The following is a 23,338-nucleotide window of genomic DNA, read 5'->3' on the forward strand; positions in this document are numbered from 1 at the left end:
GATGTTAATCCAACATCACCTTTTGGGTGTACAGTGCATTGCCTTGCTGAATTTGTAGCAAGTACATACCTTTTGGTTTGCCCGAAATATCAAGACTGAAACTCTGGAAACCAGATTCCAAATCCAAAGATTTCTGAAGAATAACAGCTCCTTTGGTGTCTACTATTTTGGCAGTAGCCATTCCACTTTTTGGTGCATTTACATTGATGTTTAGCAAGCCAGTAGTAGGATTAGGGAAAAGAGAAACATCCTTAAGTTCAAATTCTTCTTCTCCAATAAACTCAGAGTCCATAATTATAATGTCGTCTATATAAGAGTTATCCCCAACTGAATTACCAGGATCTTCCGCTCTGCTTAGAAAGTGCTTTCCTTCTAAAGCAAGCTCAAATTGTGTTCCTGCATATTGATCGAGGTTAAAGTAATGGGTAGCAAAAGTGTCAGAGAAGTTACTGGTAGGGTGCATTTGGGTACCAACCTGAACGCCATCAATTGTAAGTCTTAAACTGCTTGCCAAAGTATTGGCATTGGTGCCCAAAAAGAATCTATACACCGTAGAGTAAGTTTGCTTTAGATCAAACTTCAAAGTAACATGGCTCATTGCTGAAGCATCAACGCACATGTACACTTTAGACAAAAATTCTTTATTCTTATCAAAGTTTTCAGTTTCATCATTTGGAATATCCAGATTGAATAAATCGGCATCGATACCCGAAAGAACTAAACCCCTAAATCCGGTGCTGCGACCATTAAAATGTAAATAAGTATCACCATTGCTTTCGGTTGCAGTGTGGTAAATTTTTTCTTCAGTGGCAGCCAATGAAGCTTCAAACGAAATACTGTCACCATCCACCATTGGATCTAATACTTTAATGATGTAATCACTTATAGTATCGTTTTCAGTCATATAATCTGAACTATAATTTGTCCAGAATTTAATGTTATAAGCACCAACATTAATAAAATCTTGCTTCGTATTAAAAGTGTAGGTTATTGTATCTCCACTGTTTATGGTGCTCCCGGCTATCAAGGTCTCGCTTACTGCATTGCTTCCGTTTACAGAATACCCTAATTGTATACTGTCGCCAGCCTCAATAGTGCTATCGCAACCTGAGCGGTAATAAATAAACTTTACCTCCATAGTTTCTTGAGTTCCAATTGAGCAACTATTTTTAGGAGAAAGTACTTCTAGTAGTTCTATATCATTGGAAAGGGTATCTGAACCGATACCTACAGCATGCCAAGCCTTGGCAATAAGATTAGCCTCATAAGAGCAACTTCCGTAAATATCTTCGGCAGCTGAAATAGATCCTCTTCTGGAGTCATAATACTCGGAACTCGGTGTAAGATAATAGGCTAGGTTTCGATAAGCGATCTCTGCAGCATTGTCAATTCCAAAACTATCCACTTGGTAAGCTGTCCCGTTATCGTTTGTTCCCGAGCCGCCCTCAGATAAAAGATAGAACCAGAAATTCTGAACGCCACTATTGTAATGAACACCTCCATTGTCTCCCGAGCCTGTGTACCAAGCTTGACCTAGATATGTATCTGGCTGGCTATAGGCTTTTGGGTTAGACATACTTCTTAGTAAAAAACTGGCTTTCCCTATATCCCAATCTGCAGCAGAGTCTAGGGCATGAAATTCTATGGCGGTTCCAAAAATGTCACTAAATGACTCATTCAGAGCACCAGGTTCGTATGCGTAAACCAGGTTGGCACTGTATTCTGTTACACCATGGGCAAGCTCGTGACCAACCACATCTATAGAAATGAGGGGGTCACCACTGCCGTCACCATATCGCATGGCTACACCGTTCCAACTTGCATTTCGCCAAGCCTGATCCCAGTGTACGTAACTTACTATCTTAGATCCTAATCCGTCATAACTATCACGATTATGCTCACTTAAAAAATAATCATAAGTCATACCTGCGCTCCAGTGCGCATCAGTGGCAGCCTCGTCTATTTGTGCGTTTACATTATCCCAGTAATTGTCATCATCTTCAAAATCTACCGAGTTTTGAAATGAAGTTCCTGTTTGTGCATTCAAAGTTTGTACACCACCTCCGCGAGTTACATCGTTCAAAACATACTTGTTGGTAGAAACTGAATCGGTAATAATGTTTTGGGTGCCGTGATATTTGGTTTCAGCTTGGCCGTGTGCGGTTGCGGAATGACATCTGTTTTGTTCCCAAAGTAGGTTTCCTGTATTGGCATCAATGTAAAATAAACGGTGATCATCGGTAGCTTCAAAAAACAGGTCAAGTTTGTAAGCTAGTTTGTAATTTTCTCCATTTTGTGAAAACTGGGGGTCGAGCCAAACCAGTTCTTCTTTTGGTGCAAAACTAGCGTTTGGGTTACCCTTTACGTCTTTGAGCCAAGCTTCCATGTATGGGTCTTCCCAATAAAAGGAATTAGCTTCGGTAAGTTGTTTTGCGGTGTTTAAGGCATCTTTAAAAGATACTGTGGCAACTGGCGATCCTTGTAAAGATTTAACCAAACGTCCATTGGCTTTATATAAAGTGTTTCCTCTGCTGTGAAGAATAAATTGTGCCCCTTCTACTTTTACACCTTTATAAAACTGTTCATACCTGATGTGATTTATACCTAAATCATCCTCTTCCCTTTTTAGCTCGATGAAGGAATAATTTGCATCAAAGCCCATACTCTCTTGATACGTTTGAAAGAATGTATCGGGAGTGATATTTTGACCATTATGAAAGCTCCACCAGTTTTCTTGTTGGTCTGAACTGGCAATTTCCATAATAGATTGCTGTGCAACAGCAGATGTACCGATTGTAAGGAATAAAACGGCCTTGATAATGTTATGCATAGAGAATTAACTGTTTAATGTCATTTTTAGGGAAGCGCAATATACTGTAAACTAGTATTTAGTATTTATTATGAGTGGACTTGGAATCAGTTTAATAGATAAACGTGATAAGAGACAATTTGGATCCTTTTAAGGAAGTATGGACTCTCTTTTCTGAGATTGGTTTAAATAGTTACATAATATTGATTTATAGGTAGCCTGATTAATCGTCTAAATCACGAGCTTCCCTTTGCTATTATTATGTTGATCAGTTACCTCAAAATGAACAGAATATTGTCTAAAGGTTAAGAATAAAGTATCTTTGCACCGTCCTGCGAAAGCGGGATAAATTATTTTAATATGTCAAGAAAAACAGCGCTAATAATATTAGATGGATGGGGGATTGCCAAAGATCCATCGGTGTCGGCAATTGATAAGGCCAACACTCCTTTCGTAGATTCTCTTTATACCAACTATCCACATTCACAGCTCGAAGCTTCTGGTTTGGCCGTTGGTTTGCCCGAGGGACAAATGGGAAATAGCGAAGTGGGCCACATGAATCTGGGTGCCGGTCGCGTGGTGTATCAGGATTTGGTGAAGATAAATCTTGGTGTAGAAGATGGCTCGTTGACAAGTCAACCCGTACTTCAGGATGCTTTTGAATACGCTAAAACGAATCGTAAAAAAGTACACTTTATTGGCCTGTTATCTGATGGAGGCGTGCACTCTCATATCAATCACCTTAAAGGGCTTACTACCGCTGCTGCGGAAAAAGGTCTTAAAGATGTGAAAATACATGTGTTTACTGATGGTCGTGATACAGACCCAAAAGGGGGTGCTAAGTATGTTGCAGATTTAGAAAATCATTTAGAGAAAACCACAGGAAAGATTGCTTCGGTTATTGGTCGCTATTACGCGATGGATCGTGATAAAAGATGGGAACGCGTTAAGCTAGCTTATGACCTTTTGGTAAATGGAGTTGGTGAAACATCCAATTCAGCAACAGAGGCTATTCAGGCGTCATATGATGCAGGCATTTCGGATGAATTCATTAAGCCGATCGTAATTGATAAGGCAGGAATGATTGAGGAAGGTGATGTGGTAATTTGCTACAACTTCCGCACAGATAGAGGTCGTCAAATTACAGAGGCACTTACCCAGCAAGATTTTCATGAGCAGAATATGCACAAGCTGGATTTGTATTATGTGACGATGACGCGCTACGATGATACTTTTAAAAATATAAAGGTTATCTACGAAAAGGATAACCTTACAGAAACAATGGGAGAGGTTTTGGCGAAAGCCGGGAAAAAACAAATCCGCATTGCTGAAACGGAAAAGTATCCACACGTAACCTTCTTTTTTAGTGGTGGACGCGAGGAAGAATTTGAAGGCGAAAAACGAATTATGCGTTCTTCCCCAAAAGTGGCAACTTATGATTTGAAGCCCGAAATGAGCGCTTATGAATTACGCGATGCTATTATTCCAGAGTTGAAAAAAGGTGAAGTGGATTTCATTTGTCTAAACTTTGCAAATCCCGATATGGTGGGGCACACCGGAGTGATGGAGGCTGCTATCAAGGCCTGCGAAGTGGTAGATGAGTGCACAAAAGACGTTGTAGAAGCTGGACTGAAAAATGATTATACCTTTATTATTATTGCCGATCATGGAAATTCGGACTGTATGGTAAATGCAGATGGAAGTCCAAATACAGCACACACTACTCAGCCCGTTCCTTGCTTTTTAGTGAGTAACGATTACAAAGGAAAAATTGGAAATGGAAAGCTTGGCGATGTGGCTCCTACATTACTCGAGCTAATGGATATAGCGCAACCGGAAAGTATGACGGGGGTGTCTTTTCTTATTAAATAAAGTTATATAGAGCACACACTAAAATGATCAATCAGGACTCAAAACTTATAGCCGTAGACTTTGACGGCACAGTGGTAGAAGACAAATACCCAGGAATTGGCAAAGCATTGCCCTTTGCTTTTGATACATTAAAAATGCTTCAAAATGATGGGCATCGTCTGATTTTATGGACTTACAGAAGTGGTAAAAGATTAGAGCAGGCCGTTGACTTTTGCAAAGAAAATGGCATTGAGTTTTATGCAGTAAATGCTAGCTATCCAGAAGAGACTTTTGATGAGGTGAAAGCAAGCAGAAAGATTAATGCAGATTTGTTTATTGATGATCGTAACTTTGGCGGCTTTCCGGGATGGGGTGAAATTTATCACAAGCTGAATGGAGAAATGCCGGAAAAGGCAAAGCCAAAACGTAAAAAAGGACTTTTTAGATTTTAGATGATAAAATATAAAACAAGAGAAGAAATAGAAATAATGCGCCAATCGGCTCTAGTAGTGAGTAAAACGCTAGGAATGTTGGCTAGTGAGGTAAAACCCGGAGCCGTTCCAAAGAAATTGGATAAAATGGCAGAGGATTTTATCCGTGAGCAGGGAGCTGTTCCCGGATTTTTGGGTTTGTATGACTGCCCAAGCACCTTGCTTATTTCTACAAATCAAACCGTGGTGCACGGACTCCCTATTGAAAAACCTTTGGAGGATGGCGATATTGTGAGCATCGATTGTGGAGCTTTAATGAATGGTTATTATGGAGATCACGCTTATACCTTTGAAGTAGGTGAAGTTGCTCCAGAAGTGAAAAAATTACTTAAAGTAACAAAAGAGTGCCTTTACCTTGGAATAGAACAAATGTATGCTGGTAAGCGTATGGGAGACTTGAGTCACGCTATTCAAAAGCATGCAGAAGACCACGGCTATGGTGTAGTGCGTGAGCTTGTAGGTCATGGTATTGGTAAAAAAATGCATGAAGACCCTCAAGTTCCAAATTATGGAAAACAGGGTAGAGGAAAGAAATTTCAAGAAGGTTTAGTTTTGGCAATAGAGCCGATGATTACTATGGGAACCCATCGTGTGAAACAACTTAGAGATGGCTGGACTATCGACACTGTTGATGGCAAGCCAGCAGCTCATTTTGAGCATGACGTGGCAATTGTTGACGGCAAACCTGAGATTTTATCTACCTACGATTATATTTACGAGGCCTTAGGAATTACCGAAGAAGTATGATCAAATCCATTTTTCGCTTTGCGCTAAATACCATTCCGCGACCAATGCTTATTCGCATGAGCTATGCGGTTCGCCCAATGTTAGCCTCTTTTTATCGTGGTGATAAATTTGAAGATCCTATTGACGGACGCACTTATAAAAAGCTTTTACCTTACGGTTATGAAGGTCGCCAGCGTGAAAATGCTTTGGCACCAGCCACGCTTTCGCTAGAAAGACATCGCTTGATGTGGCTTTACCTAAAGGAAGAAACAGACTTTTTTACAGCACCTCATAAAGTGCTTCACGTGGCACCAGAGCAGTGTTTTTATGGTCGCTTTCGCAAAATGAAAAATCTTAACTATCTCACTGCAGATATCGATTCGCCAATCGCTGATGTGAAGATGGACATTCATAATATTCAGTATCCCGATAATACTTTTAATGTAGTGTTTTGTAACCATGTGTTGGAGCATGTGACTGACGACATCAAATGTATGAGTGAACTTTGCAGAGTGCTTACCCCCGGAGGTTTGGCTATCATGCAGGTGCCTCAGGATATGAGTTTAGAGATTACTGACGAGGATCCAACCTTGGAAGATCCTGAAGAGCGTAAAAGACGTTTTGGTCAATATGATCACGTTCGGCTACATGGCCGTGATTACCCTGATCGGTTGCGCAAAGCAGGTTTTAAGGTAACTGAGGTGAACTATTCTAATAAACTTTCACCGGAGCTTTTTGATCGCTACCGTCTTCCAAAAGGGGAGATGTTGTACGTGTGTACGAAGTAGGAGAGTGTTGGCAAAAATCAGCTCAACGATGACCAAATTATTCTTCCTTGTTTTTTCATTTTTTTGGGTGTCAGTGTATGCACAAGGGGATAAACACGAAGAGTTTAGACGAGTATTCTCTAATTCTAAATGGGGTTTTCTAGATGGTAATGGGGATACAATTATCCCATTTGGGAAGTATAAGTTTCTTAACCCCATTGATGATTATGGGATGATTTTGGCCCATCTGCATACGGGAAAAGAAGGCTATATCGATATTGAGCAAAATGTGCTGATACCATTTTTATATGATGATTTAGGTGTGTTTTCAATGAATCTGGCACCAGCGAAAATTGGTGGTAAGTTTGGTTATGTAAACAGAAAGGGAGAGTTAGTTATTGACCTTAAATATCAAAAAGCAGGTTACTTTAAAGCTCCAGGAATAGCAATTGCTAGATACGAAAGTGGTTACGGACTAATTGATACTTTAGAAAACATTATTCTAAATTTTGAGTATCATGATATTGCTGTATTCCAAAATCATAATGTGGCAGTGGTTGAGAAGGGAAATAAATTTGGTTTTTTCTTTTTAAACGAAAATAGACTTAGCCCCGTAGTATTTGATAAGATTTACAAATCTCAAATTGAGAGGCCGTTGGAGGTGTGTTTAAACTGTGCTAAAAAGGTGCCATTTAACAAAGGGGTGGCGCTTGTTGAGAAAGATAACGACTATGCTCTAATAAATGAACAGTTTGAAGAAGTCGTACCGTTTGGTTTGTATGACAGTATCCAACCAATTAATATGGGTGGCCTTGCCATAGTGAAAAAGAAAGCCAAATATGGCTTAGTTAACTTTTTGGGGGAAGAAATTTTAAAGCCTGAATACGAGTTTATTTCAACCGAATCTGCAAGAAGCTATGAAGATGACTTTACTTCTTTTAGAGTAATTAATAACGGGAGCACGACTTTGTTGGATGCAAATGGTGTGAACGCGTTGGGTCAATCGTTTGATAGCGTAGCGGTATTAAGCTCTTGTATGTATATGGCTTATGGTAAAGGAAACCCCTTAATTCTAGATAATGATCTAAATATCTTATTTGATAAATATGAATGTTATCATCAGGTAGATAACGGATTCATCGTGAAAAAAAATGGTAAAATGGGGCATGTTTCTGAGGAGGGTATTTTCATTATTCCTCTAAGCTATGACTCTCTTTTCCAACCTCGATTGGAAAAGTTGTACTACGCTGGAAACAATGGCAAATATGGCGTTCTTGATTTGTCAGGTGAGGTTATTATACCATTTGAATACGGGCTAATCACTCGTACATGGTATAATGACCAAGAAGAGAACCTAATTGTTGAGAAGAGTGGGAAAATAGGTACTATAACAATGGCAAATGAAATTGCTATTCCTTTTGAATATGATGGTCTTTCGGGTTGGGTCGAATATAGCCCTGAGGAGCACTATGCCAAAAAAGATGGCAAGTATGGAATGGTAAAGCCTAATGGGGAAGTGTTAATTCCTTGTGTTTATGATTATATACACTACTACACAAGTAGTGCGATTCTGGTAAAGAAGGATGACTTATATGGAGTTTTAGATCGCGGTGGAAATCTTATAATACCCATCAAATATCATAGAATTATACTTGACTTGGATTTCTGGGGATTTAAAGAATCTGAAGATGAAAAATTTGTGGTTCTTCACAAAAACCAATGGTCCTATTTTGATTTAAATGGACGGGTTGCTCAGAAAGATGTTTCAAGAAAGGTAATAGAAGCAGAATATGCGTACGAACTATTACATGATCCTAGTGATTACGAAATGGATTGGATGTTAATGATGGCTAAGTAAAATCTTGAATCACTTACTTTCCCTCCCTCAGCCACTTCAAACCTTCTTCAGGGTTTAGAATAGGAATTTTACTTTCCTCGTAATCTTTTTGGTTGCGGGTGATTATTGCATCCGCGTTTTCGTGTAAGGCGGAGTAATACTGCACGGCATCTTCAAAGTCTTTCCAACCTGATAGGTGTGATTGTTCAATGATCTGTTGGTTAATTGGGGTTAACTCAAAGCTTTGTAGCATAGAGGCAACGGCAAGGTTTGCCATTGAGGTATCATGGGTTTTTTGCGTGGTGTAGCTTATGTTTACTACCGATAAAGATGAAATTTGTATGGTATAATTTTTCAAGATTGCTTCACGAATGAGTAAAGCGGCCGCATCATAAAAGGGCTGTCTTTTGGATACAAAATCATAAACTACATTAGTATCTAAAAATATACGCATACTCATAAAGGACCGTACTTTTCACTTAGATATTCCCAGCGGGCATGCTCAATATCAATCGGCTCATCTGTTTTTAAAATTCCATCAAGATTTTTGAGCTTTCTCAGTTTTTCCTTGACTTTAGGTGAAAGTTTCTGATATTCCACAGTATCCTCTCGAAGGACTTTCGGATACTCATGCTCAAGAATGTAATCTTTTAGATATTGCTCCAGCATAGCAGAGAGAGTAGTGCCATTTTCTTTAGCAAGAACCTTGGCTTCCTCAATTACCTCTTTCTCAATGCTTAATGTCAATTTCGTTTTCATACGTATAAAGTTACAAAACTATGCAAAGCGTACGTGTGGGTTTGTTAGCTACAAAAAAAAGCCTGCCTCAATCAAGGTTGAAGCAGGCTTTAGGAATGAATTTCTGAACGAAGGTTTAGTCTATCCAGTCTGCGATAAACAGGTTGGTGTTTCTTGTGCCACCGTTGTTTCTGTTTGAGGAGAAGATTAGTTTCTTTCCATCAGGGCTAAACATTGGGAAGGCATCAAATACACCATCAAAAGATACTTGCTCTAAACCTGTGCCGTCCAGATTAATTAGATATAGGTTGAATGGATATCCTTTCTCTGAAGCATGATTTGAAGAGAACAAAATCTTTTCCCCGGAAGGGTGGAAAAATGGCGCCCAGTTTGCGTTACCAAGGTCTGTTACCTTTTGCAAATCCGATCCATCTACATTACAAACGTAAATCTCCATATCACTAGGCATTACCAGTCCTTGAGCTAGCAGATCTTTGTACTTCTGTTTTTCTTCAGCTGTTTGCGGACGAGAAGAACGGAAAACTAATTTCTTACTATCTGGTGAAAAGAATGCTCCACCATCATAGCCAAGTCCTGTAGTTACCTGCTTTTGATCAGAACCGTCAATGTTCATAGTCCATAGCTCAAGGTCGCCAGAACGATCAGAGGTAAACACGATTTTCTTTCCATCAGGAGAAACGGTAGCTTCTGCATCGTAGCCCGGGTGGTTGGTCAAGGTGTCGGTAATTTCACCTTTAAGGTTAGCTACAAAAATGTCGTAGGTATTATAAATCGGCCATACATAACCTTGCTCACGGCTTGGTTCTTCTGGGCAATTTTCACCGCCAAGGTGTGTACTTGCATACACAATGCTGGTATCTCCCGGAAGGAAATAGGCACAGGTGGTACGGCCTTTTCCTGTACTAAGCATTTTTGGGCGCTCGTTCATCATGTTGTTATCCTCAATGTTGAAGTAAAACATTTGATCACATTCTACACCCCATTCGCTGTAGTTAGATTGAAAAACAGCCATGCTATTGTCAAAAGAAAAATAGGCTTCAGCATTGTCGCCTCCATTAGTCAGCTGACGAATATTGGTAAGGTGCTTCTCACTGTCATAGTGTATTTCGCTTTTTTTGGTTTCGCCACTTGCGCCATCTTCATAAGTAGAATCCGTAGCGGTGGTTTCAGCATTTGGGTTTCCCGGGCCATTGCATGAAATCAGCATGGCGAAAAGAGAAAGTGTAGAGAATTTGAACAAGTTCTTCATTTTGATTTGTTGTGTTTTTGTGGAACAGGGTCGTATCCATGAGTTCCCCACGGATGACATTTTGAAAGTCTTTTGGCTCCCAGCCAGATGCCTTTTAATGGTCCCCAAATTTGAATCGCTTCAATAGTGTATTGAGAGCAAGTGGGCGTGTGTCGGCAACTATTGGGAAGTAGCGGTGAAATAGTCCACTGGTAAATTTTTACCAATAGAATAAATGGCGCTGATATGATCTTTTTTAATAGATCCAACTAAATTAATTTATGATATAACTGGTGCCTTCAGCTCCATCTTTTAGCTGAATACCTACCGCAATAAGTTGGTCACGGATTTTGTCAGACAGTGCCCAGTCTTTATCGGCACGAGCTTTTGCGCGCATTTCAATAAGCATGTTCATTACTTCGTCCAGCTTGTCACCGCCTTTTTCTTCAGCCATATTTTGCAAGCCAAGAACATCAAAAATAAAAGCACTCATAGTGTCTTTTAATAGTTGAAGGTCATCAGCACTTAGGCCACAATCTTTTTCATCAGCTCCATTAATAAAACGAACGGCTTCAAAAAGCTGTGAAATAAGAATAGGGCTATTGAAATCATCATTCATGGCAGCATAACAAGCCTTGCGCCATTTTGCTACATCAAAATCAGTTTTAGCCGAACCTGCCTGAAGTTTATCTAGTTTTTTATAACCTTCCATCAGACGGTTGAAGCCTTTTTCTGCGGCAAGCAAAGCATCATTGCTAAAGTCGAGCTGGCTGCCATAGTGCGCTTGCATCATAAAGAAGCGAGCAACGGTGGGAGCAAAACCTTTGGTAAGTTTGTCCGTGTTTCCACTGAAAAGTTCTTCGGGAAGTAGCGTGTTGCCAGTAGATTTGCTCATACGCTGCCCATTTAGGGTAAGCATATTTCCGTGCATCCAATAGCGAACGGCATCTTCACCATTACTGGCTTTATTTTGAGCAATCTCACATTCGTGGTGTGGAAACTTTAAGTCCATTCCTCCACCGTGAATATCAAACTGCTCACCTAAATATTTGGTGCTCATTACAGAGCACTCAAGGTGCCAACCGGGGAAACCAATACTCCAGGGAGAAGGCCATCTTTGGATGTGGCTTGGTGAAGCTTTTTTCCAAATGGCAAAATCGAGTGGGTTGCGCTTTTCAGACTGTGCGTCTAATTCGCGTGTTCCACTGATTAGTTCTTCAATCTTACGGCCAGATAGTTTTCCGTAATCATTGTCGGTATTGTATTTCTCAACATCAAAATACACAGAACCGTTTTCTACATAAGCCAATCCAGCATCAATGATTTTTTGAATCATTTCAATTTGCTCCACAATGTGGCCGGTAGCGGTAGGTTCTATGCTTGGCGGAATAGTATTGAACTTTGACAGTACATCATGAAAACCCAAAGTGTACTTCTGCACAATCTCCATGGGTTCTAATGACTCCAGTCTGGCCTTTTTGCTAATCTTATCTTCACCTTCATCGGCATCATTTTCCAGGTGACCGGCATCGGTAATATTTCGCACATAGCGAACCTTATAGCCTAAATGGCTGAGGTAACGATACACAAGGTCGAAGGAAATGAAGGTGCGACAATTGCCAAGGTGAACATCACTGTAAACGGTTGGTCCGCAAACATACATCCCCACGCTGGGAGCATTTAGCGGTACAAACTTTTCCTTTTTTCGCGCAAGCGAATTATTGATATACAGATCGTTTTCCTCGTAAAGTGCCATACTATTTATCAGTTAACTTTTATGAAAATTTAACCATGGTGTGGAAGAAAATTGACTAACGAGGCTTGTGAAACTTTGAGTGAGCGCAGCTTACTATAGTAAGTGAGCGAGCGAGAAGTGAGCATAACGAAGTTAGCCGATTTTATACCAACCATTTATGCATCGAAGGTGGTTTTCATGTTTATATAATCCAAGAAATCACGCTTCACGCTATCTTCCTGAAACTTACCACCAAACTCTGCAGTTACGGTGCTGCTTTCAATATCGCGGATACCGCGTGAGTTTACACAAAGGTGCTTGGCATCTATCACACAGGCTACGTCATCTGTGCCCAAGGCTACTTGCAAAGCTTGTACGATTTGCTTGGTCATACGCTCCTGTACTTGTGGGCGTTTTGCAAAATAATCTACAATACGGTTCATTTTGCTAAGACCAATCACGGTACCATTGCTGATGTAAGCTACATGAGCACGGCCAACGATTGGCAAAAAGTGATGCTCGCAGGTAGAATAAACGACAATGTTTTTCTCTACCAACATTTCACCGTACTTGTATTTGTTGTCAAATACACTTGCCTTGGGTTCTCTTGCAGGATCAAGGCCTCCAAAAATTTCTTTAACAAACATTTTTGCCACACGAAGTGGGGTTCCTTTCAGGCTATCATCTGTAAGATCAAGTCCCAAGGTGTTCATTATATTTTCAAAATTCTGACGGATAGACTCAATCTTTTCCGCTTCAGACTTATCAAAAGCGTCAGCGCGCATAGGGGTTTCAGCTCTTCCTGAAATGTGCGCATCACCGGCATCGTCCATCATGTCATCTGATACCACCAAGTGGTCATTGTTTTTATCTGTGCTCATCAAAAACTTATTATCTGATAATTAGCCTATTCAGCCAATATCCCTGTATTTAAAGTGGGGTGCAAAGGTAGGGTAAAAACTGTGTTCCGCCTTTAGAATTGCTTAAATCCTGATAGGGAAAAGTGATTGAAAGGTATGATTAGGAATGTGTCGTTTCTCTTTTTAGTTCTAAAAGTGTAAAGGGCTTTATTCAAGCACAATCTTTTTTTGAGTAATAACCTTTCCTTCAGTGCTTATTGAGCACAGGTAAACCCCTTTCGGTAAAGAACTTAGCACAAATTCAGACTTTTTGTTTTCTAATGGAGCGGAGAAAACCTTTCGCCCAGATAAGTCGTGAATTTCTACTCTGGCATTAAAGAGGTTTTGAGAAAGATGAATGGTTAGGCTTTCTCCGGCTTTTAGCAAAGTTGGGTAAATGTCGATTTGAGATTCTTCAAACTCAGAATTACCAAGATGATTTACAAAAACATAAAGAAAAGGCGTGCCTGTTAACGTGCAGCCTTTTGAATCCCATATTGTTGAATAGTATACAATGTCTTTGGTGGGCTTCGCCCAAGGTCGATAGGCATTAGAGTCAGTTAATCCATGATTAGGACGCCAGAGAACTGAGTCAATAGGAAACATGCTCCAAACATTTGGCTCGTACAGTTTAACTGAATCTCCAGCATTAATGGTTACAAAGTAGCCGTCAGTATGCTGAGTTAGTGTGGACGATGTAACTGTTACGGTGTCAAAACAAACGGAGCTGTTGGCATCAGTAACTTTTAAAAAAAATGTTATTTCCCTTCCCCAAAAGTCAATAAGTTGAGGATTTGAAGAAGTGGTGTCATCTAAGAAAATAGAGGTGAAAAATGTTGTGGTTGGAGAAATGCTAATTGGGTCAATAGACCACTCGTAAATATATGGGGCTTGTCCATTGCTTGCCGATGGAGTATTTCCCAAACTAGGCATGGAATAACCTCCTAAAGCACCGCACCAGTGCTGATCTGGCCCGGCATCAGCGATGCATTGTGAGTAGGAGTTTAAGCTCAAAAGAGCAGCGGTTGCAAAGAGTAGTTTTCGAAGCATGTTTTAGTAAGTTTTAAGTCGTAAAAAAAAACAAAAGTAGAAGTACCGAATCACTTCTACTTTTATTGACGATGTTTTTTTAAAAGGGTTGGCTAACCTGAATATTATTCAGGCAATTCATCACCTAAATAAGGCGCTCCACTTTCAATGAGATTGTCCTTTATAGAATTAACCTTTGTTGCTACATCTCCAATTTGCTGGCGAAGCTCATTATATTGTTCACTGGCAATTTGAAAGTTAGCCTTTTGACTTCCCGAAGGGGTTGAGGTGCTGCTGAAAGAATACCAATACACGCTTCCCAAACGGCTGTTTATAGAAGGTTTGGTTTCAAACTCACGTTTCGAAAGACTTCTGTCTCCGCTAAAAATAATGTCAATCTCAGCTAGTTGGTAGTCCAAACTTCTAAGGCTATCTAATGTGTAAACATCAGCACCAGGTGTGTTTCTAGCGGCAGCTTTTAGTTTATCAATATCTTTAGAAAGTTTGTTTTTATACTGACGCAATCCATTCACTTTTCTACGTAGCTGTTCTACATCTTTTTGAAAAGCCAAAAGTTCAGCAGGAGTTTCGGTAACAAAAGTGTTATTATTTAGCCAGTTTAGCTTAAAGCTTTTCTTTTCAAAATAAGGTGACACTTTTCCATCATTTACCATAAATGCTTCAATGCTATAAGTGCCAGGTAAGGCCAGGTGTGAAGATGAAGGATTGGTCATGGGTGAGCCATCACTGTTTAATTCAGCAAAACTGCTGTAAGTTCCGTCCCAATTGATGCGCTGCACACCAGCCGAAACAGCTTTGGTCATGCGGTTGATTTCATTGCCTTGGTCATCAGAAATTACAAAAAGCATATAGCTTTTTTCTTCACGATCTTCGGCTCTTAGTTCATCAATGCTAGGGTATGAAAGCTGCTCATTATTCTTGATTTTCTCTTTCTCCATTTCCTTTCGCTGACCACTCAGGGATTTTGGTGCTTCCTTAATATAATAGGTAAAAGTGGCACCTATTTCCGGGTTTGGAGCGCTGTAATAAGATGCTCCTTGAAAACCTACACTCCCATAACCGAGTGGCGAAGCTTCCATAAATACGAGCGCATCTTTGATGTCAAAAAAGTGTTTGTCTTCTTCCAATACATCTTTCTTGATTTCTCGAAGTGGTGCATAATTATCTAATACATAAAAACCACGACCAAAGGTGGCAAGTACTAAATCGTTTTCACGTTTTTGAATATCAATGTCGCGAACGGCAACTGTAGGAAGACCTGCTTTTAGTTGCTTCCATTCTTTGCCGCCATCATTGCTAAAGTGAAGGCCAAATTCTGTTCCTACAAAGAGTAAATCCTTATTTACGTGATCCTGACGAATGGCATAAGCCGAGCCTCTTTCTGGGAGATTTGCAGTAATGCTAGTCCAGCTTTTTCCACGGTTAGTGCTTTTCAATACATACGGTTTGAAGTCACCATTTTTGTGGTTGTTGAATACCGCAAACACGGTGTTTTCATCATGCAAAGAAGCAATCACTGCATTCACATAGGTGTTTTGGGGTACACCAGGAAAACTTGAAACTTTGCTCCAGTTTTCGCCTCCATCTTCAGAAACTTGAATCAGGCCATCATCAGTCCCTACATATAGGAGCCCTTCCTTCAAAGGTGATTCGTCAAGAGCTACAATATTTCCGTATTGCGAAGTAGACTGGTCATAAGCAATGGCATCCACACTTTGAATTTTGCCCATTACGGGTAAAGTATGTCTGTCAATTTGCTGGCTTAGGTCTTCGCTTATAAGTTCCCAGCTGTTACCTTGGTCTTCACTTTTGTAAACTTTGTTGGCGGCAAAATATAGTCGCTTGTGGTTGTGAGGTGAAATTAAAAGTGGCGCATCCCAGTTCCATCTCAGGGCATCATCATCTTTTCCTTCCATCGGCTTGATGCCTACTTTTTCACCACTCTTTTTGTCAAAGCGAGAAAGCCCACCATACTGATATTGGGCATAGATAATATTAGGATCTACGGGGTCAATCTGGCTTTCAAAGCCATCACCTGTTTGGGTTACAAACCAATCTGCATTGGTGATTCCACTCTTATTAATAGTTCGTGAAGGCCCGCCCAAGCTGAAGTTGTCCTGAGTTCCGCCATAGATGTTGTAAAATGGTTCGGCATTGTCGACCGTTACACGGTAAAATTGAGTGACAGGAAGGTTGGGTTTAAAATCCCAATTCGCGGCATTATCAAAGGTTTCATACAGTCCACCATCACCACCGATAATCATGTGGTCAGTTTGATCAGGATCAATCCATAGACAATGATCATCCACATGGCGTTTTTCTAGAGCTATTTTTTCCCAGCTTTTTCCGCCATCATGTGTTACATGGGTATAAGTATCCAGACTATAAAGGGTGTTTACATCAACAGGGTGAGGCACCAATTCTACATAATAATTTCCGGAAGTGTTATAGTCATTCATAAAATGGAATGAAGCGCCACGATTGGTAGAGCGGTAAAACCCATGACCCTCAACCATGGCATAAACGTGATCTGGGTTGGCAGGGTGAATGCTCAAAGCAATACGGCCTTTGTCTCCTCCGGGAATTCCATTTTCTAATTTATTCCAAGTTTTTCCGGCATCTTCACTTTTGTAGATTGCAGATTCAGGGCCACCTGAAACATAGGTCCAAACATGGCGTCTGCGCTGGTGCGCTGTAGCATAAAGCACTTCTGGGTTTCTTGGATCCATGTGGACTTCATTGAAACCCGTATTTTCTGAAACATTGAGAATACGCTCCCAATTCTTTCCACCATCGGTACTTTTATAAACTCCTCTTTCGCCACCAGCGCTCCACACAGGGCCGTAAGCTGCAACATATACTATGTTTGAAAACTTAGGATGAATGGCAATCATACCGATGTGCTCGGAAGTTTTGAGTCCAATATTTGTCCAGCTTTGGCCGCCATCGGTGCTTTTATATACGCCATCACCATAGGCCACACTGCGCTGATTGTTGTTTTCACCAGTTCCTACCCAAATTATATTTTCATTGCTCGGATCTATAGTTACACAGCCTATAGAGTAGGAGCCTTGGCTGTCAAATAGAGGCTGAAAAGTAACTCCGTTATTTACAGTTTTCAACACACCACCGCTGGCAACAGCTACGTAATATTCATTGTGATTCTTTGGGTTTACAGCAATATCAGCAATACGGCCTGAAGTAAGTGCCGGGCCAACTTCCCGAAAGGAAAGGCCGCTTAATGAAGTTTTTTCCAAGATGGTTTTGTTTTCATCTTGGCTATAGCCAAAAGCGGAAACAATAGAAAATAGAAGGATAAACAGTTTTTTCATGGGAATGATTTTGAATGCAGAATTGCGGGTGACCCAAAAGTAATATTTGTAATGGAACTGACGGGAAATGAAAAAGCCGATGCTCTTTCGGGCATCGGCTTTGATAATTTTTTGGTTTTAGCTTAAAAGCTAAAATTAAGACCTATAAGAAAGTTTCCTTTTTGAGTGGTGTTCGTCAAGGTAGCTCGATCATTGTCATAACCTTCAAGCGCGCCATCTTCTGGAGTTTGGGCAGTGGTGTCAAATCCATAGGCTAAGGCATTGTGAACGATGGGGCGAGTAGTGTATTTTGCAAGGCTGTAGCCTAGGTCAATCCCCATTGATCCGCTTTTGTATCCAATTCCAAATGCATACACACTTCTGTCGGACTCATACTCAAACTGTTCTTTGAAAAAAGAGGTGCGATACTGATAACCACCTCTTAAATAAAGGGAGCTAAACCTTAACTCTACGCCACCTTTCAGGCCGTGGGTGCTTTGGCTGGCGGTTTCCCAATCCGCTTGAAAACCTGAGTAGTCATAGCCATCACGTTCGCTCAATGTAAGGTTTTGACTATTTGTGTATTCATAGTCAGCGCTCACTATTACATGCTTTCCTAATACAACTGCAGCTCCTGCTCTCGCTATCATTGGCGATTTTATAGAATATCGGATATCATCTATAAGATATTCTGTACCGATAAATTGAGTGTTGTCAAATGCTATCGCGTCTACGCTTACGCTCTGCATTTCATCAACTCGATACCACCAGGTTGGTGTTTCAAGAGAGGCCCCAATTCTAAGGGCTTGCACAGGTCGGTATATGAAACCTAACTTTAAGTTAATACCTGAGGCGTCCACTTCATTCCGGTAATTTACAATGCTTTCTACCACGTAACTAGAATCTGCATATCCGGATTCTGACAATGTAGCAATGCGCCTGTAATTTAGGCTGGTAAATCCAATGCCAATCCCGTAGTAGAATTTGTCTTCAAAATTCCCTCCAAGGTTTAGTGCAAATTCATTGCGGCCGCCAGTCTCTTCAACTCTGTAATTTATATCTGTAGCATCATCTGGCCAGTAGTCATAAATAGAGGCATAACCGTTGGTGTCAGTTAGGAGCACAGTTCCTAATGAGGAAGCTTCTTCAAGGAAACCTTGCTGTGCAAGTTCATTTGATGTAAATCCAAGAGAGTTTGTATTAAATCGATAATTTGGATTAGCAGCATCTAACCAGTATTCACCAAGTGTTACTCCTGTTTCTAATCCGTTGGCATCAATATTATATCTGTTTACCCCAGACACAGAATAGAAGTTGCTAAAATCAGCTTGTTTTTGATAGCTAAGGCTAAAAAAGTATTTGCCTTTGGAGCCAAATTTTTTCACTAAACCAATGTTTTCCAACATAAAGTTGAAATCATTGAATTCCTGATTGTTTCCTAAAAATGAAGTTTCAGATCCGCGATTTTGAAAACCTAGGGTAAAAGAGAAGTTATCATTTCGGTAAACACCACCTGAGGCTGGATTGATGTGTAAGGCACTCATGTCGTTCCCGAGTGCTGTAAAAGCACCACCCATACTTACATATCTCGGTGTGCCATGTAAGTCTGTTCCGCTGAAAAGACTTAGATGATCAATGCTCTGCGCGCTGAGTCCAAAAGACCCAGCGGCAAGCATTAGTATTAAATGAGCTTTTTTCATTCTTTGTTTTAGATTTTATCGACTACCTCTTGATCTGCTGCCACCTCCTGAACTTCTAGAAGGACTAGAGCTTCTGGAAGGAGTGCTCGGTGTATATGAACCGCCACTTCTGGAAGGAGTATAACTTGGAGTAGAGCTTCTGGAAGGCGTGTAGCTATTATTGCTTCTAGAGGGAGTGGTAGTTCTGGACGGAGTACTTGTTCTAGAAGGTGTGCTATTGCTGGGCGTTGTACTCTGCTGATAAGTTCTACTTCGTTGGTTCGAAGGAACATACATGTTACCATTATTTCTACTACTAGGAGTAGTTGTCTTAGCTCTACTGTTTGTAGTCGATCTAGTGTTGGTATTTGTTCTACTCGAAGTGCCTGTAGGGGTAGTTCTTAAATTTGTTTGTTCACTTCTGTTTCTTGCATTATCAGTTGTCACAGGAGTTCTACTACTTCTGCTGGTAGTCGCTCTATTTTTCACATAGCTAGAAGTATTACTCTTATAACCTTGCTGAGCAGAACGAGTGGTTGTAGTTCTGTTTATAGCATCACTACCTCTACTGCTTTCGCGAGAAGCGCTTAGGTTTTTATCATTAAAACGTGAGGACGAAACTGTATTTACAGTGCTGGAAGTACGCGTGGTGTTGCGAGGGTCGCTACTTACTCTACTTTTATTCCTGCTGGTGGCCATACGGCTAGTATTTGTAGTGGTTGATTTTCTACCCGTAGTGCTCGATTTAGACCTTACTACATTATTATAGCTATTTCAGCGGTAAGCGTTGTTTCCATTTCTTACGTATACTACGTTTCTAACACCGTGGCCATAATCACCTCCCGACCCGTGATAGTATCCGTTATAATAACCATTCCAGTAACTGTTATAACCGTAGTAGCCTCCGCCACCCCAGCCCCAATATGGGCGGTATCCATAGTATCCGCCATACCAAGGTGAGTAGAAAAAGGGATCATAGTATCCACCATAATATCCGCCACCCCAGCCCCATCCGAAGCCTACTGACATTCCCCAGCCACCCCAGCTGTTCCAGCCTATGCCAGTATTAATGCCAGGGTTTATATAGGATGGATTTCCTCCATAATAGTTATTTACCACAGTTCCACCGGTAGCTCCAGTGCTGTAGTTTGCATTAGGATCATAGTATTCGTCACCATTTGGTTCGTAATATCCTACTTCTCCATTTGCATTGGGATTTGTTGTAGTTTCTTGATTTTCCAAATCATCCAAAGTGAATGACTCAGAAGACGAAGGATTTATAGTAGCATCCGTATTGGCAGGAGCATAATGCCTATCATCTTTTGCAGGATTATGATAAATGCCATCATCGTATGAGTTATTAGTTACGGTTTTTGAACTGTCACAAGCTGTGGCAATCAAAGCGATGGCGATAAGGGGGAGGGCAATCTTTTTCATAACATATAACATTGGTGAGCTATTTAAAATAAATTAGCTTTGTTCGCCCATAAAATAACAAACTTTATACCAAGTAATTTCTACATGGCTAAAAATCTTACAACCCGCAGTGAGGACTATTCTAAATGGTACAATGAGTTAGTAGTAAAAGCTGACCTTGCCGAAAATTCGGCAGTGCGCGGATCGATGGTGATAAAGCCTTACGGCTACGCCATTTGGGAGAAAATGCAGGCCGAGCTTGATCGTAAGTTCAAGGAGACCGGTCATGAAAATGCGTACTTCCCATTATTTATACCTAAATCTTATTTTTCAAAAGAGGCTTCTCATGTAGATGGCTTTGCTAAAGAGTGTGCGGTAGTAACGCATTACAGACTGAAAAATGCAGAAGACGGCAGCGGTGTAGTTGTAGATGAAAATGCTAAGCTTGAAGAAGAGTTGATAGTAAGGCCAACTTCAGAAACTATTATTTGGGATACCTATAAAAACTGGATTCAGAGCTACCGTGACTTACCTATTTTGGTAAATCAGTGGGCAAACGTGGTACGATGGGAAATGCGTACTCGCTTGTTTTTGCGTACAGCAGAATTTCTCTGGCAGGAAGGTCACACAGCGCATGCTACTCGTGAAGAAGCGATAGCTGAGGCTGAACAAATGCATGATGTGTATGCAGAGTTTGCTGAGAGTTTTATGGCTATGCCTGTTATAAAAGGAGTGAAGAGTACTAATGAACGCTTTGCTGGAGCTTTAGAAACGTATACGATTGAGGCTTTGATGCAGGACGGCAAAGCACTTCAAGCTGGTACAAGTCATTTTTTGGGTCAAAACTTTGCTAAAGCTTTTGATGTGAAATTTGCTACCAAAGAAGGAACTCAGGAATATGTGTGGGCAACTTCATGGGGTGTTTCTACCCGACTTATGGGAGCTTTGGTAATGACACATTCGGATGATAACGGATTGGTACTCCCTCCTAAGTTAGCACCTTTTCAGGTGGTAATTGTACCCATATATAAAGGAGAAGAGCAGCTGGATCAAATTTCTGAAAAAGTAAAAGTGATAAAAGCTGAGCTGGAAGCTTCTGGTGTGAGTGTAAAATATGACAATAGAGATACGCATAAGCCAGGCTGGAAATTCAATGAATATGAATTGAAAGGTGTGCCATTGAGAATTGGCATCGGGCCACGCGATTTGGCGAATGAGACTGTAGAATTGGCACGTAGAGATACTTTGACCAAGGAAGTGGTGAATTTGGGCGATTTAACACGTACCGTTCAGGAAAGATTGGGAGAGATTCAAAAGAACCTTTTTGATAAAGCAAAGAATTTCAGAGCAGAAAATACGCACCAGGTAAACACTTGGGATGAATTTGTAGATGTAATTGAAAACAAAGGAGGCTTTGTAGAGGCGCATTGGGATGGAACCCCAGAAACAGAAGACAAGATAAAAGACCTTACCAAAGCTACTATTAGGTGTATTCCTAATGATAGTGTGGAGGAAGAAGGAAAGTGCGTGCTTACCGGAAATCCATCCATTCGTAGGGTACTATTTGCAAAAGCATATTAAGATGAGCGAGCCACTTCAATGTAATACCCGAGTAATGCAATTGCTTACCGAGAAGGCTTCCATCAAGCAGGAAGTCTTTAGGAAGAGTAAGGATTACTTTAATATGATGAAAGGAGTGGTGGAGAGTGTGACCGCTTGTGTGGCTGATGAGGTTACAAAGGTGGATGACGCACTCCAGCTTGAATACAAGGACAACAGTCCAAATGAGTGCGAGCTACATTTTAGTGGTGATGTGTTACTCTTTAATATGCATACCAATGTGTTTACTTTTGACAAGAATCACCGCATTTGGCAATCAGGGTATGTAAGGGAGGATAAGAGACGAGCTTATTTTGCCATGATTAATATTTACAATTTCCTTGCAGATAGTTTTCGGTACAATCGGATGAATGATGCTGGCTTACTGCTGGCTCGTGTGTTTGTAAATAGAGAAGGACAATTTTTTGTGGAAGGTAAAAAGCAGATGAGCTTTATATTTAATCACCTTGGTCAGCAAGTAATGGATGAAGCCAATATTAAAGAACTGGTGGATACCGCAATGATTTGTAGCCTTGAACATGATCTTACAGTGCCCGATTATAAAGATTCTATGCGGGTAAGTGTGAAGCAAATTCAGAGCTTAAGTAATGAGCTTCAGCTTAAAACAGCTAAGAAGGTAGACCTTGGATATTACCCTCGAATGACAAGAGAATAATTTTTTTTCAGATTTGTTTGGAGATTAAAAATTAGCGCTTACATTTGCACTCCCAAAATTGATAAGGGGGTCACACAAAAGGCCGCAAATCAGAAGTAGGGAAATAACATAAGGCCCATTCGTCTATCGGTTAGGACGCCAGGTTTTCATCCTGGAAAGAGGAGTTCGATTCTCCTATGGGCTGCAACATTTTTTAGTTAAAAAGACAATGGCAAATCACAAGAGTGCACTTAAGAGAGTAAGATCAGACGAGAAGAAGCGTGACCGTAACCGTTACCAGCACAAAACTACTCGTAATGCGATTCGTGATATCCGTAAGGAGGAGAACAAAGAAGAAGCTTCTAAGTCTCTTTCTAGCGTTGTGTCAATGATCGATAAGCTTGCAAAGAACAACATTATTCACAAGAATAAAGCTGCCAACCTAAAGGCTAGCATCACTAAGCATGTAAATGCTTTGTAGAAAAATTTAGTTAAACAGTTTAAAGGCCCTTCTTAGCAATAAGAA

20 protein-coding genes and 1 tRNA gene are annotated in these 23,338 nt (G+C 40.6%); 9 read left to right on the forward strand and 12 right to left on the reverse strand.

The window, feature by feature from the left end; genetic code table 11:
* Positions 1-4: 4 nt before the first annotated feature.
* Complete coding sequence (locus tag OWEHO_RS15420) at positions 5-2,830, reverse strand: M4 family metallopeptidase (RefSeq protein ID WP_014203422.1); 2,826 nt, start codon at positions 2,828-2,830, stop codon at positions 5-7.
* A gap of 339 nt (positions 2,831-3,169) precedes the next feature.
* On the opposite strand from OWEHO_RS15420, the gene gpmI reads away from it, so the two are divergent.
* The 5 genes from gpmI to OWEHO_RS15445 are packed head-to-tail and all read left to right on the forward strand — an operon-like array spanning position 3,170 to position 8,502.
* Positions 3,170-4,681 carry a 2,3-bisphosphoglycerate-independent phosphoglycerate mutase gene (gpmI, locus tag OWEHO_RS15425; protein ID WP_014203423.1) on the forward strand — a complete coding sequence of 504 codons (1,512 nt, stop codon included), beginning with the start codon at positions 3,170-3,172 and terminating at the stop codon, positions 4,679-4,681.
* A 23-nt stretch (positions 4,682-4,704) separates the two neighbouring features.
* Entirely contained in the window at positions 4,705-5,112 is a 408-nt protein-coding gene (locus tag OWEHO_RS15430) for a BT0820 family HAD-type phosphatase (RefSeq protein ID WP_014203424.1), read from the forward strand.
* Complete coding sequence (gene map / locus OWEHO_RS15435) at positions 5,113-5,898, forward strand: type I methionyl aminopeptidase (RefSeq protein ID WP_014203425.1); 786 nt, start codon at positions 5,113-5,115, stop codon at positions 5,896-5,898.
* Entirely contained in the window at positions 5,895-6,665 is a 771-nt protein-coding gene (locus OWEHO_RS15440) for a class I SAM-dependent methyltransferase (protein WP_014203426.1), read from the forward strand. The genes map and OWEHO_RS15440 overlap by 4 nt, the downstream gene beginning before the upstream one ends.
* Before the next feature lie 28 nt (positions 6,666-6,693).
* Positions 6,694-8,502, forward strand: a complete 1,809-nt coding sequence (locus tag OWEHO_RS15445; protein WP_014203427.1) for a WG repeat-containing protein — start codon at positions 6,694-6,696, stop codon at positions 8,500-8,502.
* Positions 8,503-8,515: 13 nt separating this feature from the next.
* Here OWEHO_RS15445 and OWEHO_RS15450 read toward each other — a convergent pair whose 3' ends face one another.
* From OWEHO_RS15450 to OWEHO_RS15500, 11 genes are all read right to left on the reverse strand, one after another.
* Positions 8,516-8,941, reverse strand: coding sequence for a type II toxin-antitoxin system VapC family toxin (locus tag OWEHO_RS15450; protein WP_014203428.1), 426 nt, complete (start codon positions 8,939-8,941; stop codon positions 8,516-8,518).
* Positions 8,938-9,240: a DUF6364 family protein gene (locus OWEHO_RS15455; protein ID WP_014203429.1), complete on the reverse strand. Its 303-nt coding sequence runs from the start codon at positions 9,238-9,240 to the stop codon at positions 8,938-8,940. Before OWEHO_RS15455 ends, OWEHO_RS15450 begins: the two co-directional genes overlap by 4 nt.
* A gap of 115 nt (positions 9,241-9,355) precedes the next feature.
* Entirely contained in the window at positions 9,356-10,489 is a 1,134-nt protein-coding gene (locus OWEHO_RS15460) for a TolB-like translocation protein (protein ID WP_014203430.1), read from the reverse strand.
* Positions 10,486-10,737, reverse strand: a complete 252-nt coding sequence (gene yidD / locus OWEHO_RS18265; RefSeq protein WP_083828024.1) for a membrane protein insertion efficiency factor YidD — start codon at positions 10,735-10,737, stop codon at positions 10,486-10,488. Before yidD ends, OWEHO_RS15460 begins: the two co-directional genes overlap by 4 nt.
* 5 nt (positions 10,738-10,742) lie before the next feature.
* Entirely contained in the window at positions 10,743-12,224 is a 1,482-nt protein-coding gene (cysS, locus tag OWEHO_RS15465) for a cysteine--tRNA ligase (RefSeq protein WP_014203431.1), read from the reverse strand.
* Between the two features lie 155 nt (positions 12,225-12,379).
* On the reverse strand, positions 12,380-13,039 hold the full coding sequence (gene folE, locus OWEHO_RS15470; RefSeq protein WP_407635934.1) for a GTP cyclohydrolase I FolE: 660 nt from the start codon (positions 13,037-13,039) through the stop codon (positions 12,380-12,382).
* A gap of 231 nt (positions 13,040-13,270) precedes the next feature.
* Positions 13,271-14,152: a T9SS type A sorting domain-containing protein gene (locus OWEHO_RS15475; protein ID WP_014203433.1), complete on the reverse strand. Its 882-nt coding sequence runs from the start codon at positions 14,150-14,152 to the stop codon at positions 13,271-13,273.
* Positions 14,153-14,256: 104 nt separating this feature from the next.
* The gene (locus OWEHO_RS15480) at positions 14,257-17,484 is read right to left on the reverse strand and encodes a glycosyl hydrolase (RefSeq protein WP_014203434.1); all 3,228 of its coding nucleotides are present in this window, start codon (positions 17,482-17,484) and stop codon (positions 14,257-14,259) included.
* A gap of 122 nt (positions 17,485-17,606) precedes the next feature.
* Positions 17,607-19,163 (reverse strand): OmpP1/FadL family transporter, encoded by a 1,557-nt coding sequence (locus OWEHO_RS15485; protein ID WP_014203435.1) that lies wholly within the window; start codon positions 19,161-19,163, stop codon positions 17,607-17,609.
* A 15-nt stretch (positions 19,164-19,178) separates the two neighbouring features.
* Complete coding sequence (locus OWEHO_RS18415; protein WP_014203436.1) at positions 19,179-19,841, reverse strand: hypothetical protein; 663 nt, start codon at positions 19,839-19,841, stop codon at positions 19,179-19,181.
* Between the two features lie 75 nt (positions 19,842-19,916).
* Positions 19,917-20,579: a hypothetical protein gene (locus tag OWEHO_RS15500; RefSeq protein WP_041627671.1), complete on the reverse strand. Its 663-nt coding sequence runs from the start codon at positions 20,577-20,579 to the stop codon at positions 19,917-19,919.
* An 84-nt stretch (positions 20,580-20,663) separates the two neighbouring features.
* Between OWEHO_RS15500 and proS the strand changes: the two genes are divergently transcribed.
* The 4 genes from proS (at position 20,664) to rpsT (ending at position 23,293) form a co-directional block, all read left to right on the forward strand.
* Positions 20,664-22,139: a proline--tRNA ligase gene (gene proS / locus OWEHO_RS15505; protein ID WP_014203438.1), complete on the forward strand. Its 1,476-nt coding sequence runs from the start codon at positions 20,664-20,666 to the stop codon at positions 22,137-22,139.
* A 1-nt stretch (position 22,140) separates the two neighbouring features.
* Positions 22,141-22,833, forward strand: a complete 693-nt coding sequence (locus tag OWEHO_RS15510; protein WP_014203439.1) for a hypothetical protein — start codon at positions 22,141-22,143, stop codon at positions 22,831-22,833.
* Between the two features lie 112 nt (positions 22,834-22,945).
* A tRNA-Glu gene (locus tag OWEHO_RS15515) sits at positions 22,946-23,017 on the forward strand.
* Positions 23,018-23,041: 24 nt separating this feature from the next.
* Positions 23,042-23,293 (forward strand): 30S ribosomal protein S20, encoded by a 252-nt coding sequence (gene rpsT, locus OWEHO_RS15520; RefSeq protein WP_014203440.1) that lies wholly within the window; start codon positions 23,042-23,044, stop codon positions 23,291-23,293.
* The last annotated feature ends 45 nt before the right edge of the window (positions 23,294-23,338 follow it).

The organism is Owenweeksia hongkongensis DSM 17368, assembly GCF_000236705.1.
In the GTDB taxonomy this organism is placed as follows: Bacteria; Bacteroidota; Bacteroidia; order Flavobacteriales; family Schleiferiaceae; genus Owenweeksia; species Owenweeksia hongkongensis.

Bases quoted from the DNA above. Each gene is read 5' to 3' on its own strand.
- rpsT (WP_014203440.1), top strand. From the start codon at position 23,042: ATGGCAAATCACAAGAGTGCACTTAAGAGAGTAAGATCAGACGAGAAG.
- folE (WP_407635934.1), bottom strand. From the start codon at position 13,039: ATGATGGACGATGCCGGTGATGCGCACATTTCAGGAAGAGCTGAAACC.
- proS (WP_014203438.1), top strand. From the start codon at position 20,664: ATGGCTAAAAATCTTACAACCCGCAGTGAGGACTATTCTAAATGGTAC.
- OWEHO_RS18415 (WP_014203436.1), bottom strand. From the start codon at position 19,841: ATGGCCACCAGCAGGAATAAAAGTAGAGTAAGTAGCGACCCTCGCAAC.
- OWEHO_RS15475 (WP_014203433.1), bottom strand. From the start codon at position 14,152: ATGCTTCGAAAACTACTCTTTGCAACCGCTGCTCTTTTGAGCTTAAAC.
- cysS (WP_014203431.1), bottom strand. From the start codon at position 12,224: ATGGCACTTTACGAGGAAAACGATCTGTATATCAATAATTCGCTTGCG.
- OWEHO_RS15485 (WP_014203435.1), bottom strand. From the start codon at position 19,163: ATGAAAAAAGCTCATTTAATACTAATGCTTGCCGCTGGGTCTTTTGGA.
- gpmI (WP_014203423.1), top strand. From the start codon at position 3,170: ATGTCAAGAAAAACAGCGCTAATAATATTAGATGGATGGGGGATTGCC.
- OWEHO_RS15500 (WP_041627671.1), bottom strand. From the start codon at position 20,579: ATGAAAAAGATTGCCCTCCCCCTTATCGCCATCGCTTTGATTGCCACA.
- OWEHO_RS15455 (WP_014203429.1), bottom strand. From the start codon at position 9,240: ATGAAAACGAAATTGACATTAAGCATTGAGAAAGAGGTAATTGAGGAA.
- map (WP_014203425.1), top strand. From the start codon at position 5,113: ATGATAAAATATAAAACAAGAGAAGAAATAGAAATAATGCGCCAATCG.
- OWEHO_RS15510 (WP_014203439.1), top strand. From the start codon at position 22,141: ATGAGCGAGCCACTTCAATGTAATACCCGAGTAATGCAATTGCTTACC.
- OWEHO_RS15450 (WP_014203428.1), bottom strand. From the start codon at position 8,941: ATGAGTATGCGTATATTTTTAGATACTAATGTAGTTTATGATTTTGTA.
- OWEHO_RS15420 (WP_014203422.1), bottom strand. From the start codon at position 2,830: ATGCATAACATTATCAAGGCCGTTTTATTCCTTACAATCGGTACATCT.
- OWEHO_RS15430 (WP_014203424.1), top strand. From the start codon at position 4,705: ATGATCAATCAGGACTCAAAACTTATAGCCGTAGACTTTGACGGCACA.
- OWEHO_RS15445 (WP_014203427.1), top strand. From the start codon at position 6,694: ATGACCAAATTATTCTTCCTTGTTTTTTCATTTTTTTGGGTGTCAGTG.
- OWEHO_RS15480 (WP_014203434.1), bottom strand. From the start codon at position 17,484: ATGAAAAAACTGTTTATCCTTCTATTTTCTATTGTTTCCGCTTTTGGC.
- OWEHO_RS15440 (WP_014203426.1), top strand. From the start codon at position 5,895: ATGATCAAATCCATTTTTCGCTTTGCGCTAAATACCATTCCGCGACCA.
- OWEHO_RS15460 (WP_014203430.1), bottom strand. From the start codon at position 10,489: ATGAAGAACTTGTTCAAATTCTCTACACTTTCTCTTTTCGCCATGCTG.